Here is a 13549-nt window from a genome sequence, read left to right on the forward strand (position 1 = left end):
TGTACAGCGGTCTCGTTGATTGATGCCCCATATTCGTTCATATATTTAAGTACCTCTAGTTTAAAGGGCAGAGTGTAATTTGTATAGGATGAAGCAAGTCCTTCCATCCCATGTTTTAGATAGCGAGGGACCCATCTTTTCAGAGGGGATAAACCTACATTTCTTTCTTGTGCAATGGATTTATAGGATTTTTTCCCTTCTAAGTACTCTAAAACTGCATGTAAATTTTCGTCTATCGTATATTTAGTCAAAAAAACTGCACCTCCAATTGTTAGATGTTGTCTAACAATTGGGGTGCAGTTCACTCTTCCGGCTCTCTTTTTTGTAGTAAGAAAGAAATGTTTTTAATCTCATTGATGTTATCTGAGTGTGGATATTCAGCTTGAATTGAGATGAATAAGAGGGTATCCAAAATTGAGATCACTCTTTTACAAAAGTAAGGCGGCCCCTGTCGGAACCGCCTCCTATATAAACGAATGGCTAGAGTATACCTTGAGTCAGCATCGAGTCCGCCACTTTAAGGAATCCGGCAATATTGGCCCCAACAACTAAGTTGCCAGGCTCACCATATGCTTCTGCAGCCTCCACACTGTTTTTATAGATGTTTTTCATGATCTCATGCAGTTTGGCATCGACTTCTTCAAAAGTCCATGACATTCTGGCACTGTTTTGGGCCATCTCGAGTGCAGACACAGCTACGCCGCCTGCATTTGCTGCTTTTGCTGGTCCAAAAAGGACGCCGTTATTTAGGAATACTTCAATTGCCTCAAGGGTTGAAGGCATATTGGCACCCTCACCGACTGCCTTCACATTATTTTTGACCAATAATTTTGCGGCTTCTTCATCGATTTCATTCTGTGTGGCACAAGGCAGTGCGATGTCACATGGTAAAGACCAAATGCCGTAGCTTCCTTCATTGTATACTGCTTCCGGGTGCGCATCGACATACTCGCTCAATCGTTTACGTTCCACTTCTTTTAGACGTCTAACTGTATCTAGGTTAAGACCATTTTCATCATATATGTAGCCGTTGGAGTCACTGCAAGCAACAACTATAGCTCCCAATTGTGTAGCTTTCTCAATGGCATGAATGGATACATTACCAGATCCGGAAATAACGACAGTGCTGCCATGGAATTGTAGCCCTTTGTCATTAAGCATCTCTTCGACGAAGTAAACCGTTCCATATCCAGTTGCTTCTGTACGGGCTAAGCTTCCGCCATAAGTTAATCCTTTACCAGTTAAAACACCAGCATGGTAGCTGCCTTGAATCTTTTTATATTGACCGAACAGGTATCCGATCTCTCTTGCCCCGACTCCGATATCACCAGCAGGCACGTCTGTATCAGGGCCGATGTAGCGAGCTAGTTCCGACATGAAGCTTTGGCAAAAACGCATGATTTCTGCGTCCGATTTACCTTTTGGATCGAAGTCTGACCCGCCTTTCCCTCCACCAATCGGCTGGCCTGTAAGAGAGTTTTTAAAGATTTGCTCGAAACCAAGAAACTTAATGATGCTGGAATTGACAGTAGGGTGGAATCGAAGTCCGCCTTTGAATGGTCCGATTGCACTGTTGAATTGTACACGAAAACCACGGTTGACTTGAACATTTCCCAGGTCATCAACCCAAGAGACACGGAAGGTGATCATTCTCTCGGGTTCAACCAGCCTTTCCAATATCCCGCTTTTCATATATTCAGGATGTTTTGCAAAAACGGGTATCAATGAAAGGAATATCTCCTTTACTGCTTGATGGAACTCACTTTCATGAGGGTTACGCTCTTTAACCTGTGCGTATACTTGACTTACGAACTCTCTAGCAACTTGTAATTCCTCATGCTCGACTGCTTGTGAAGTTGTCATTGTTCTATCTCCTTTAGATAAAGTCATAAAATATTAATTAGGGTATGCATATCGGTTTTTATATAATACTTTCATGGTATAATTTAAAAACGAAACAAACAATCTGAATATTAGATAAATAGCATGCTTTTTTGATATGAAAGAGGGAGCTTAGATTGGAATTAAGGCAAATCGAATATTTCATTGAAGTGGCAAAGCGTGAACATATGACAGAAGCAGCAGTGGACTTGCATGTTGCCCAGTCTGCCGTCAGTCGACAAATCTACAATTTAGAAGAAGAATTAGGCATACCCTTATTTATCAGGGAAGGCCGAAAAATTAGATTGACGCCTATAGGACATACATTTTTAGCTCATATGGAACAAGCTATGGATATAATCGATCGTGCCAAGCGTGAGATGGCTGAAAGTCTGGATCCAGAAAGAGGGACAATCCGCATTGGCTTTCCAAGTAGTTTAGCTTCTTATATATTGCCAAGGGCCATTTCCGACTTCAGAGAAAGTTACCCGCAGGCGAAGTTCGCATTGAAGCAAGGTTCATATCGGTACCTGATAGATTCGGTAATAAAAGGTAACATTAACATGGCCCTGATTGGTCCTCTGCCGAGTAATGAAAAGAAAATCAAAGGTGAAACGCTATTTATTGAGAACTTAGTTGCCCTTTTACCAGAAAGTCATCCTTTGGCCTTGAAGAAATCACTAAGCTTAAATGAGCTTCAAGGAAATCCATTCATCCTATCTCCAAAGGGATATGTTTTGAGGGATCTTGTTATGAACGCTTGCAAACTGCATGGTTTTGAACCGGAAGTGGCATTTGAAGGGAAAGATACGGATGCTATAAAAGGCCTTGTGGCAGCAGGACTGGGTATAACCTTGATACCTGAGATTTCATTGATTGATAGCTTGCCTCGTTTTACGGTTAAATTGCCGTTAGTGGATCCATCCGTTACCAGGGCTGTAGGGGTCATTATTCCAACTGATAGGGAACTGATGCCAACGGAGAAATTGTTTTACCAATTTCTGAGGGACACTTTTGCAACATTGGAAGGTTTTCAATAGAAAATCCTTAAAAATATTAAAATGGGTAACTATTGGAAAGGTCATAAACCAGCTAGTGAGGGAATCCTATAAATCGGGTTCTTTTTTTTATCGCTATTGGACCGCTGCAGCAAGAGATAATTTATTTTGAAATAATACAATATTAGTTTTTATTGTGTGAAACCGTGTAAAAACCTTATTTGTGAAAGCGTTTTTATTTTATTAGAATAAAATTAGTCCTTACATTATCAGAAAATTCATGTTATTATACTGACAGACTATAGGTAGCGGATAGATATATTGCTTAGACTTTTAATATGGAGAAATTGATTTTTTTTGGTTTTTTTAAATAGAATATTCTGATGATTACAAGGAGTGGAGATAAAGTGAGCAGGAAAAAATACATCAGCGATCGAATGTACAAGGCATCAACAGGGATAGCCAACGCTGTTTTGGTTACATTGGGGATCGGGTTATTGTTTGAATCCATAGGGGGATATTTAGGTTGGGAGGTCTTCCTGGCAATAGGCGGGGCCGCAAAGGTCTTGCTAGCGCCAGCTTTAGGAGCAGGTATCGCCTATCAGCTAGGAGGAAATTCATTAATTATCTTTAGCGCCATGGCTTCAAGTGCTGTTGGAGGTGCTGCCATTCACAGAACGGCTGAGGGTGCCTTCACGATTGTTACGGGTCAGCCACTAAGTGCCGTCTTGGCAGCAGTAATTGCAACATATATAGGTAAGCGCCTAATCGGCAAAACGAAGTTGGACATCATGGCCATCCCAATGGGAGCAGTTCTTGTAGGTGGAGTTTCGGGATATGGCCTGGCTCTTGTTACCACACCATTCCTAACATGGATAAGCAGTCAAACCACCGCTGCGGTCGAGGGTTCTCCCTTAATCGGTTCCATGGTCATAGCCTTGGTATGGAGCATTTTATTGATGACACCAGCGTCTTCCGCTGCACTGGCGATCGCCTTACAATTAGATCCTGTTTCCAGTGCGGCAGCTTTAATCGGATGTACCGTTCAGTTTGTCGGTTTCACCGTCATGTCTTATAAAGATAATGATATGGGCGGGTTCCTAGCACAGATGGTCGTTACGCCAAAAGTTCAATTTCCTAACTTAATCAAAAAACCATTATATGTCGTTCCGCCTTTTGTGGCGGCAATCATCTGTGCGCCTATCGCTACCTTGGCATTCGATTTTCAAGTGCCGTATGAGCTTGGTGGTATGGGGTTAAGTTCAATGATTGCCCCGATTGCCATCATAACTAGTCAGGGGTTGTACACGTTCTTGGTTTATGTGGCAGTGGGTATGGTATTGCCAGCTGTAATCACACTTGCCTTGCATCGGGTATTGAAGAAGATGGGTAAAGTAAAACCAGGCGATCTGCATTTAGAAGTTTCATAATTAAAGTTTTCTTAGAAACCAGCCTGGTTAAGGAACCGGGCTGGTTTTTATTTATAAAGGGATTAGGGTAAAATGGGAAGGAAAGCATTTGCATAGATAGGATGATATATATGATGGGAAAAGAAATAGATATAAAAGTGAAAGCTAAGTTCGTGAGTAAAATCGGCAAGGGTTTTCCCTTGATTGTTAAAGAGTCGATATCCAACATTAATGATCTTCAGGAAGAGGGATCCTTAGTGCGTTTGTTGGATGAAAACAACCGTTTTCTAGCAAAAGGGTATTATGGTAAACAGAACAAAGGCTATGGCTGGGTGTTGACCAGAAGAGAAAATGAAAAAGTCGATCAAACCTTCTTTAACGGCAAAATCCAGGCAGCTTATGAATTCCGAAAGTCTTTTTTTGAAGATACTGAGACTACGGCTTTCCGCTTGTTTAATGGGGAAGGTGATGGAATTGGCGGCTTAATCATTGATCATTATGATGGTCACTATGTCATTAGCTGGTATAGCAAAGGGATATATTCCTTTAAAGACTACATCATTAAGGCATTGCAGGAAACGGTCGAGGTCAAATCGATTTATCAGAAGAAGCGATTTGATACAAAGGGGCAGTACGTGGATGAAGACGATTTTGTCATGGGTGAACAGCCAACGTTTCCGCTTCTTGTAAAGGAGAATGGAGTCCATTTCGCTGTTTATTTGAATGATGGGGCAATGGTTGGCGTCTTCCTTGATCAGCGCGATGTTAGAAGGAAAATCCGGGATGAATATGCAAAAGGGAAAACTGTGTTGAATATGTTCTCCTATACAGGGGCATTTTCCGTGTTTGCCGCTTTAGGCGGTGCTGTTAAAACAACGAGTGTCGACCTGGCGAATCGCAGTCTACCGAAGACGATCGAACAGTTCAGTGTGAATGGAATAGATCCTGAAGCTCACAATATTGTGGTGATGGACGTATTTAAGTATTTTAAATACGCAGTGAAGAAGGCTTTGAAATTTGAAATGGTCATCCTCGATCCACCCAGCTTTGCCAAATCGAAAAAGTTTACTTTCAGTGCCGGAAAAGACTATACGGATCTATTGAAGGATACCATTTCCATTACGGAAGACAATGGGGTCATTATCGCATCAACTAATTGCAGTACATTTGATATGAAAAAATTCAAGAGCTTCATTGACATTGCCTTCAGGGAAATGAATGGGAAATACGAGCTCCTAGAAGAATTTTCATTACCGGCAGATTTTAAAACAAGTTCTGAATATAAGGAGGGCAACTATTTAAAAGTAGTCTTCATAAAGAAAATTAAAGGTTGAAAAAGGGCGTCCACAGTTCCATTAGAGCTGTGAATGCCTTTTTTAATGAAAAATTGTTTCATGTGAAACGAACGGATATTCGGAATTCAAAAGTTTGGCCGTTCACTCTTCAAACCTTTTGATAAATGGAAAGAAGGTTTTATGCGAATGCTGTTAGCAATGCAAAACTGGGCTGCATAGTAGGTAAGCATAATCAGCGGACCAGAATAGGCAACATCATCGATAAATTTGTTCCAAGATAAAATGGAGTCGGAAATTACGAACAGAACCCCGCCGATGATTGCGGCCGCATTTCCGGTCATAAATGCCGCCCAGCCCATGAGGGAGATGACCGTTACATAACAGATGACAGGGATGATGAGGCTACTTTCACCTTTTTCAATTAAAGAAACTACAATTTCATGACCAATCCAAGTAGAGTAAATGCCAATAGGAAAAATCGTAGCGAATCGAAGCCATGAAAAGGTCCATAGTTTAAAGAATGCCGCAATATAGAAAAGGTGGCCGATTAAGAAGGCGGAAAGGCCGATGACGAACCAGATTAACAAACCATCTCCAAGCATGCAAAAGAATAAACCAAGAAGTATTAAGGATTGGTAACGATCCCGTCTACCCTCTGTTTTGTAGGCAAAAAGAAAAATCAATAACATGGGAATGATCTTGAACATGATTTTAATGATTAAAGGTTCTTCCGGTATAAAAAAAATATATAATAGTCCCGTGATAAGAATTGCAGCAGGTAAGCTTTTCATTAGCATTTCATTCCCTCCTTCAATGTTTAATTCTATGTAATGGGAAGGAACCCCTTGTCAATTAATGAACTGTTTTTAGGGGAAGTCGTGAAAATGAAAAAACTGACTCCTGGTTAACCAGGAATCAGTTCGATGTTTTATAGAATCATACGGCCGAATTTTCTTTAACGAATGCTTGTTTTAACCAGTTTTTCCCCTCAACAAGCCTTGTGACAAGCATGGCACAAACTGTGTTTCCCGTTGAGTTAAGCAATGTAGCTGGAGCATCGATAATCGTGGATATAACAGCAATGATCGGCAGGACTTCAACAGGGAAGCCGAATACGCTAAGAATCAACATTTCCCCAATCATCCCGCCCCCAGGAATGGCACCCATAACAGCCCCAACCAAAAAGGCAACTGCAAGTATACTTAAAATACTTGAAATGCTTGTCATATCCTTTCCGAATAAGCTGAATAGGAAAACAATTTTCATTATCCCGCCAAATACAGAACCATCTTTATGCATGTTGGCTCCAAGTGGGATGACAGTCTCCGCTATGTCCTTTGGCACACCCATTTTCTTGACCGATTCCAGGTTGACTGGAATGGACGCGGCACTTGAACAAGTTGCGATGGCTGTAATGGAAGGCGCCAGGGCATTTTTCCAAAAAAGTTTAACGCCATCTTTCCCCCCTGCAATAAAGGCATACAAAGTGAAGAAGCCGAAATAATAAATCAAGGCCAAGACTAGGTAAAGACTGAAAGTGCGGGCATAGCCTTCTAAAATCTGTGGCCCCAGCTGACCGATTATCGTCGCAAAATAAGCACCAAGTCCAATTGGGGCATAGTACATGACGATTTTGACGACCTTCATCATGATAGCTGTACCCGCTGTCAAAAACTCGGTAACCGGTCTTGCTTTCTCACCGACCAGTGCAGTGGAAAGTCCGATTAATACAGAGAAAACGATAAGCTGAAGCATATTGCTTCTGGAGAACAGTTCGGGAAAGTCGGAAACGGTTACTGTGTTGACCAACTGACTGAAAAATGAAACTTCTTCGATGGTCTCTTCAGAGGAACTCTTTTCCATCAGTTCTTTAATGGCTGTCGTATCTGTGCCTTCCAATGGATTGACGATGGTTGCCCCAATAAATCCAATGACGGCAGCTAAAGCGGCAGTTGTCAGGAAAACGATAACAATACTACCCATGATTTTGCCAAGACGATTCATTCCGCTCATATTGGCAATCGCTGAAGCGATGCTGAAAAATACCAATGGCACGATGATCGTGAACATCAGGTTTAGAAATAAGTCCCCTAGCGGCTGTATGACCGAGGTTTTCTCCCCGAAAACGACGCCCGCTATCCCGCCTATAATAATGGCAGTCAGTAATATTAAAGAGGACCGATAGTTTTTAATAAAGCTCTTCATTAAATTTCCGTCCTTTCAGGATGAAGATATCAATAAAAATATACTTCATTATCAACTCTAAAAGGAGGTTTGACAATATTTTTTTATAGGAAGGAATGTTAAAAGATAAAGCGCAATAAATAATAATAGGGAATGGTTTGTGAATATATGGTGAAGGAGGGATAGAATGGCATTCGTTGAGGTGGAAGAAGGCGTCCGATTGTTTTATGAAGAAAAGGGCCAGGGGAGGCCAATTATTTTTATCCATGGAGTATGGATGAGCAGTCGGTTCTTTAGAAGGCAGCTTCCGTACTTTTCAGATAAATATAGAACGATCCTACTTGATTTAAGAAGCCATGGCCAGTCAAATCATGTTCATTACGGAAATACGGTATCCGTTTATGCTAAAGATCTTCATGCGTTCATTGGTAAACTGGGATTAAAGGATGTCATACTTGTAGGCTGGTCGATGGGGGCTTTTGTCGTCTGGGATTACCTCAAGCAATTCGGCGAGGGAAATATTCATTCAACAGTGATTGTCGATGAATTGGCCTCGGATTTTAAGTGGCCCGATTTTGATATCGGTGCTTTTGATATTGGCACATTGATTGCCTTCATGACTGAAATACAAAATAATCGTTCCCTGTTTTTAAAAAGTTTCCTTGCCTCCATGTTTAAAAATGAATTATCAGTGGAGGATGCAAGCTGGATGCTTGGGGAAGTGACCAAAATGCCTGAATCCATTGCCAGTGCCATTCTATTTGACCAATCGATTGTTGACTATCGTGAATTTTTGCCTGAAATCAGGGTCCCCACCCTTCTCTGTTTTGGAAGGCATGAAAAAGTCATTCCGGTAGCTGCAGGGGAACATTTGCATGAAAATATCCCGAACTCCGTACTAGTAATCTTTGAAGATAGTTGCCATTGTCCATTTATGGAAGAAAGCGAGCTGTTTAATAAAACCGTGGATGGCTTTATTCAAAAAAGGCGTGAATCCGTAAAAGGTTGCTGATAACGGGATATAAAAAGAGGATGCAGGCTTCTTGCTGCATTCTTTTTTCATTATATTCTACATCTCTTATCATTATTTTTTCTATTAACTGGGCGGTTTTTGCTTGAAATAAAGGGAATACTGCAACAAAGGATGGCAATGCTGCATTTAATTCTTAATGATAATGAACGAAGGAAATATTTTTCTACCCTTTTGACAAGAGTTGGGCTATTATGAGGTGGATTTAAACTGGTAAATTCGTGATCTGTGAATGAAAGAAACTCATGCAGAAAGTGATGGAGAGGATAAAATGGAAGATCAGTTACAATACAATGAAATTATAGATGTATGTTTACTCGCGGGGAAAATCATGCTTTCGAACGGCGCTGAAACTTCGCGGGTGGAAGATACGATGGTCAGAATTGCAGCAGCGTTTGGATGCGGGGACTCACACAGCTTTTCAACACCAACTGGAATCATTTTTTCTTTGGATGGTATGCATCCAGCTTCTAAATTAATTCGGGTTTCCCAACGGTCTACTGATTTACACAAGGTAACACTGGTTAACAGTATATCCCGAAGCATTTCCAGCAAGGAAATGACGCTAGGAGAAGCCTTTTTACAGTTAAAACAAATCGAAAAGGCTGGGATGGGTTATCCAATGTGGGTTCAGGTCTTTGCTGCCTTTATAGCGAGCGGTTGTTTTTTAATCATGTTCCAAGGACAGTGGAATGATTTCTTCTGGTCCTGCATTGCGGGAGGGATGGGATTCTCTTGTCTGTTTTATTTGCATCGGTTATTGGAGGTTCGTTTTTTTGCCGAATTCATTGCCTCTTTAGTTGTAGGTCTAGTAGCATTGTTCTTTGTCCAAATTGGTGTAGGTACTCATTTGGATAAGATCATCATTGGATCGGTGATGCCGCTTGTGCCCGGGCTGTTAATTACGAATGCAGCAAGGGATTTAATTGCAGGTCATTTAGTTTCGGGCCTTTCCAAGGGTGCAGATGCAGGTTTAACAGCTTTGGCCATTGGGGCAGGAATATCGGCTGCATTTGTTTTCTTATGATGTAAGGGGGGAAGAAGGATGTTTGCACAGCTTATTACAAGTTTCATTGCCTCAGCCGCCTTTGGAGTCATTTTTAATGTACCGAAAAATTCATTGATACAATGTGGTGTTGTAGGGATGCTAGGGTGGGGCTTATACTTTTATTTGGTTGAAAATGAGATAAACAGCATCATTGCAACCTTGGCTGCTTCATTTATCGTAGCGGTTATCAGCCAGTATTTTGCTAAAAGGTATAAAATGCCAATCACAATTTTCAATGTTTCGGGAATCATCCCCCTTGTGCCTGGCGGTTTATCATATGATGCAATGAAACATTTTGTCGGAAATGATTTTTATACCGCGGTCCAATTGGCCGCAAAGGTCTTCATGCTGGCTGGTGCCATTGCAATGGGACTGATCTTTGCAGAAGTCATGAATCAGTTAGTGAATAAATACAGTAAAAGGAAAACAAGGTTGCGAAGTTAGAGGAAATGTTAAGGGATTTTGAAGGAATTCAACATTCCGGATAATTATGATTACAAAAGAAAGAGAAAGGAGAGCAGGGGGTAATACCTGGTTCTTCTTTCTCTTTTTAATATTTTAATATAATAAATAAATCTCGCTTATAAAGGATCTTTCATTCCAGTGTTAGCAGTAACCAATATTTCGTCGTATTTTTTTGCATCAGCTTTCTTGCTTGACAGCAATGTCCCGACGATGGCAGCGATAAAACCTATTGGAATGGAGACGATGCCTGGATTAGCAAGTGGGAATAATGGTTCTCCAACGAATATTGCTGCTCCCTCTACCGGTGACCAGACATTTGGACTTAGGAACACAAGTAATAATGAACTGACCAGTCCCACTATCATACCTGAGACAGCCCCTGCTGTGTTAAAGCGTTTCCAAAATACCGTGAAGACAATGATTGGCAGATTGGCACTGGCAGCGACGGCAAAGGCAAGTGAAACAAGGAACGCAACATTCATGTTTTGGGCAAATAAGGCAAGGATGATGGAGAGAACGGACACCCCGATGGATGCCCAACGAGCTGCAACGACTTGTTCTTTATCAGTGGCTTGACCTTTACGAATGATGTGGCCATAAAAGTCATGGGCAAAAGCGGAAGCTGCCGATAGAACGAGACCTGCTACAACAGCTAAAATGGTAGCAAATGCAACTGCAGACACGAAGGCAAATAGGAAGTCGCCTCCGATGGCTTCGGCAAGAAGTGGAGCGGCCATATTTCCAGCCGCATTCGCGGCTATGATTTTGTCGTATCCGACAAAAGCTGCCGCCCCAAAGCCAAGGAAAATGGTCATGATATAAAAGATGCCAATGATCCAAGTGGCATATACGACGGACTTTCGTGCTGTGATGGCGTCTTTTACCGTAAAGAAGCGGATGAGAATGTGAGGAAGTCCAGCTGTACCGAGTACAAGCGCTAAATTAAGTGATAAAGTATCCAATGGATCCTTGAATTTGTTACCAGGATTGAGGAAATCCCCGCCTAAAGGGGTGGCTGTTTTCATCTGATTGAACATCTCGATCACGCTAAAGTCGAATTTAGCCAGTACGATAATGGAAATGATGAATGTTCCTGCCATCAATAAAATGGCTTTTACGATTTGGACCCAGCTGGTGGCCGTCATTCCGCCAAATACTACGTAGACGGTCATTAAAATACCTACAATGATGACGGAGTATAGATAATCAATTCCAAGTAAGAGTTTTATAAGGGCACCTGCACCGACCAGTTGGGCAATCATATAAAAGGTTGAAATGGAAATGGTGTTAAGGGCAGCGACCCCGCGTACTTTCTTTTCATTAAAACGGGCAGCAATCATGTCCGCAAGTGTATACTTACCAAGGTTACGAAGCGGTTCTGCCACGATATAAAGAACGACAAGATAAGCAACCAGAAATCCTATGCTGTAGAAAAAGCCATCAAATCCAGAGAGTGCAACCATTCCGGCTATTCCTAAAAATGAGGCGGCTGACATATAATCACCCGCAATGGCCCACCCATTCTGCCAACCAGTCAGAGAACTGTCCGCCGTATAAAAATCCGCGGTCGTTTTCGTTCGCCTTGAAGCAAAGTAGGTAATGACCAATGTTAACCCAACAATGATTAAAAATAATATAAATGCAAGTATATTCATTGTAAATTCACCTTTATCCTTTCGCTTCTTTAACGATTTCTTCAACTAATTGGTCAAAAGTAGCAGCCTTCCGTGAATAAAGGATGCATAAGGTCCAGGTCATGATAAATTGAGCGAAGGCCAAGACCCATGCCCAACTGATTGCCCCAAATGCATATGTGTTAAGAACTTTAGAATAGGAAGTTAGTATAGGTAGGGTGAAATAAAAGGCCATGAAAAAGATGGATAGTGGGACAATGAAATTGCGTTTTTTCCTTAGGAGCTCTTGAAAAGAGTGTGATTGGACGATCTTAGTGTAGTCCGTAGAAGCGCTTACCTCGGTTTTCTTAGCTATTGAATCGTTTGATGCCAAGTTGGTTCCCCCTTCATTGAATATTATTTTGGTTTTCATTACCAATTTTTCTGATAACAGTATCAGTATATATTTTTCAGAATATATTGTAAATTTAAAATTGTGAAATAAATCTTTTTTCGTTCGACATAGTGTTAATTATTAAGGAGAGTAAAGGCTGACATAAATGTACGACCATGAAATCAAATCCGACCATTAAGGAAAAGTTAAGCTTCTTTCACGATACTTGCTTCAACGAAGGAAATCTGAAGGGAGCAAAATGATGAAAAAGTGGATGATGATAGGTACGGTTTTAGTGTTGGTCATTGGAGGGAGCCTTTGGCTTTTCATGAAGGACAATGCAAAGCCCGTCGTTGCAAAGACGATGACGACTACAGTAGAAAAGGGAGATCTTGAAGTTCAAATAAGCGGTTCCGGGTCGGTCGCCGCAATCAATAGTGAGGACCTTACTTCATCGGTAACGGATGAAGTGGATGAAGTTCTTGTAAAGAAAAATGAATTGGTTGAGAAGGGTGACGAACTGATTACCTTCTCGAATGGAAGTGACCCGATAACGGCCCCATTCGATGGTACTGTAACAACATTGGACGTAGAAGAAGGGGATCGTGTATCTAGCAGTGAGGTTGTGGCACATGTTACGGATTATAAAAAATTGAAAACTACGATCAGTGTTGATGAATTGGATGTTCCAAGTGTTAAAAAAGGACAAACAGTTGAAATAAAAGCCAGTGCTTTTGAAGATGAAACGTTCACGGGCCAAGTGACCAGTGTAGCAAAAGAAGGTACATATGAGAATGGAGTTTCTTCGTTCGATGTTACGATCAAAATTGATAAACCCGGTGATATTAAAATTGGGATGTCGACTGAAGTGAGCATTGTAACGAATAGCGTAAAAGATGTTTTATATGTTCCGATTGAAGCAGTCCAAATGGACGGTGAAGAGAAATATGTGAATATACAACAATCCGGTGCAACTGAAGGAGCTGCTAGTACAAAGTCAGCGGTTGAGACTGGAATCAGTAACGATAGATATATCGAAATAACTTCAGGTCTTGAAGAGGGCCAGAATGTTTCCTTGCCCATTACCATCAATGAAAGCGCAACTGGCAGTGGCGGCGAAGGAATTAGGGGAGGCCAAGGAGGCGAATTTCGAATGCAGAGTGGCAGCGGAATGCCGAGCGGCGGGATGTCAAGCGGTGGCGGAATGCCAAGCGGTAAGGGAGGTCAGTAAT

13 protein-coding genes are annotated in these 13549 nt (G+C 41.5%); 7 read left to right on the plus strand and 6 right to left on the minus strand.

The window, feature by feature from the left end; all coding sequences use genetic code 11:
* Both LQ203_RS14555 and gdhA read right to left on the minus strand, forming a co-directional pair.
* A partial coding sequence (locus LQ203_RS14555) for a transposase (RefSeq protein WP_230159102.1) occupies positions 1-251 on the minus strand: 251 nt, incomplete at its 3' end.
* A gap of 229 nt (positions 252-480) precedes the next feature.
* The gene (gdhA, locus tag LQ203_RS14560; RefSeq protein ID WP_230159103.1) at positions 481-1863 is read right to left on the minus strand and encodes an NADP-specific glutamate dehydrogenase; all 1383 of its coding nucleotides are present in this window, start codon (positions 1861-1863) and stop codon (positions 481-483) included.
* A 155-nt stretch (positions 1864-2018) separates the two neighbouring features.
* Between gdhA and LQ203_RS14565 the strand changes: the two genes are divergently transcribed.
* The 3 genes from LQ203_RS14565 to LQ203_RS14575 all read left to right on the plus strand — a co-directional run bounded on the left by LQ203_RS14565 (position 2019) and on the right by LQ203_RS14575 (position 5622).
* Entirely contained in the window at positions 2019-2921 is a 903-nt protein-coding gene (locus tag LQ203_RS14565; RefSeq protein WP_230159104.1) for a LysR family transcriptional regulator, read from the plus strand.
* Positions 2922-3262: 341 nt separating this feature from the next.
* Positions 3263-4309 (plus strand): PTS sugar transporter subunit IIC, encoded by a 1047-nt coding sequence (locus tag LQ203_RS14570; RefSeq protein WP_230159105.1) that lies wholly within the window; start codon positions 3263-3265, stop codon positions 4307-4309.
* A gap of 113 nt (positions 4310-4422) precedes the next feature.
* The gene (locus LQ203_RS14575; protein ID WP_230159106.1) at positions 4423-5622 is read left to right on the plus strand and encodes a class I SAM-dependent rRNA methyltransferase; all 1200 of its coding nucleotides are present in this window, start codon (positions 4423-4425) and stop codon (positions 5620-5622) included.
* Between the two features lie 86 nt (positions 5623-5708).
* Here the strand turns inward: LQ203_RS14575 and LQ203_RS14580 are convergent, their stop codons facing one another.
* Positions 5709-6380 (minus strand): lysoplasmalogenase, encoded by a 672-nt coding sequence (locus tag LQ203_RS14580; RefSeq protein ID WP_230159107.1) that lies wholly within the window; start codon positions 6378-6380, stop codon positions 5709-5711.
* A 139-nt stretch (positions 6381-6519) separates the two neighbouring features.
* Positions 6520-7788 (minus strand): dicarboxylate/amino acid:cation symporter, encoded by a 1269-nt coding sequence (locus LQ203_RS14585; protein ID WP_230159108.1) that lies wholly within the window; start codon positions 7786-7788, stop codon positions 6520-6522.
* 166 nt (positions 7789-7954) lie between these two features.
* On the opposite strand from LQ203_RS14585, the gene LQ203_RS14590 reads away from it, so the two are divergent.
* The 3 genes from LQ203_RS14590 to LQ203_RS14600 all read left to right on the plus strand — a co-directional run bounded on the left by LQ203_RS14590 (position 7955) and on the right by LQ203_RS14600 (position 10289).
* Positions 7955-8779, plus strand: coding sequence for an alpha/beta hydrolase (locus tag LQ203_RS14590; RefSeq protein WP_230159109.1), 825 nt, complete (start codon positions 7955-7957; stop codon positions 8777-8779).
* A 289-nt stretch (positions 8780-9068) separates the two neighbouring features.
* Positions 9069-9824 carry a threonine/serine exporter family protein gene (locus tag LQ203_RS14595; RefSeq protein ID WP_230159110.1) on the plus strand — a complete coding sequence of 252 codons (756 nt, stop codon included), beginning with the start codon at positions 9069-9071 and terminating at the stop codon, positions 9822-9824.
* Positions 9825-9842: 18 nt separating this feature from the next.
* On the plus strand, positions 9843-10289 hold the full coding sequence (locus tag LQ203_RS14600) for a threonine/serine exporter family protein (protein WP_230159111.1): 447 nt from the start codon (positions 9843-9845) through the stop codon (positions 10287-10289).
* Positions 10290-10426: 137 nt separating this feature from the next.
* Here LQ203_RS14600 and LQ203_RS14605 read toward each other — a convergent pair whose 3' ends face one another.
* Positions 10427-11965 carry a cation acetate symporter gene (locus tag LQ203_RS14605; protein ID WP_230159112.1) on the minus strand — a complete coding sequence of 513 codons (1539 nt, stop codon included), beginning with the start codon at positions 11963-11965 and terminating at the stop codon, positions 10427-10429.
* A 13-nt stretch (positions 11966-11978) separates the two neighbouring features.
* Positions 11979-12317, minus strand: coding sequence for a DUF485 domain-containing protein (locus LQ203_RS14610; RefSeq protein ID WP_230159113.1), 339 nt, complete (start codon positions 12315-12317; stop codon positions 11979-11981).
* 259 nt (positions 12318-12576) lie between these two features.
* Here LQ203_RS14610 and LQ203_RS14615 point away from each other — a divergent pair, with 259 nt between their 5' ends.
* Positions 12577-13548 carry an efflux RND transporter periplasmic adaptor subunit gene (locus LQ203_RS14615; protein WP_230159114.1) on the plus strand — a complete coding sequence of 324 codons (972 nt, stop codon included), beginning with the start codon at positions 12577-12579 and terminating at the stop codon, positions 13546-13548.
* Position 13549: the final 1 nt, after the last annotated feature.

It is taken from the genome of Peribacillus sp. Bi96, from assembly GCF_918698115.1.
Lineage (GTDB): Bacteria > Bacillota > Bacilli > Bacillales > DSM-1321 > Peribacillus.

Excerpts from the sequence above, each read along its gene's own strand:
- gdhA (WP_230159103.1), bottom strand. The coding sequence starts at position 1,863 with ATGACAACTTCACAAGCAGTCGAGCATGAGGAATTACAAGTTGCTAGA.
- LQ203_RS14570 (WP_230159105.1), top strand. The coding sequence starts at position 3,263 with ATGATTACAAGGAGTGGAGATAAAGTGAGCAGGAAAAAATACATCAGC.
- LQ203_RS14575 (WP_230159106.1), top strand. The coding sequence starts at position 4,423 with ATGGGAAAAGAAATAGATATAAAAGTGAAAGCTAAGTTCGTGAGTAAA.
- LQ203_RS14580 (WP_230159107.1), bottom strand. The coding sequence starts at position 6,380 with ATGCTAATGAAAAGCTTACCTGCTGCAATTCTTATCACGGGACTATTA.
- LQ203_RS14585 (WP_230159108.1), bottom strand. The coding sequence starts at position 7,788 with ATGAAGAGCTTTATTAAAAACTATCGGTCCTCTTTAATATTACTGACT.
- LQ203_RS14590 (WP_230159109.1), top strand. The coding sequence starts at position 7,955 with ATGGCATTCGTTGAGGTGGAAGAAGGCGTCCGATTGTTTTATGAAGAA.
- LQ203_RS14595 (WP_230159110.1), top strand. The coding sequence starts at position 9,069 with ATGGAAGATCAGTTACAATACAATGAAATTATAGATGTATGTTTACTC.
- LQ203_RS14600 (WP_230159111.1), top strand. The coding sequence starts at position 9,843 with ATGTTTGCACAGCTTATTACAAGTTTCATTGCCTCAGCCGCCTTTGGA.
- LQ203_RS14605 (WP_230159112.1), bottom strand. The coding sequence starts at position 11,965 with ATGAATATACTTGCATTTATATTATTTTTAATCATTGTTGGGTTAACA.
- LQ203_RS14615 (WP_230159114.1), top strand. The coding sequence starts at position 12,577 with ATGATGAAAAAGTGGATGATGATAGGTACGGTTTTAGTGTTGGTCATT.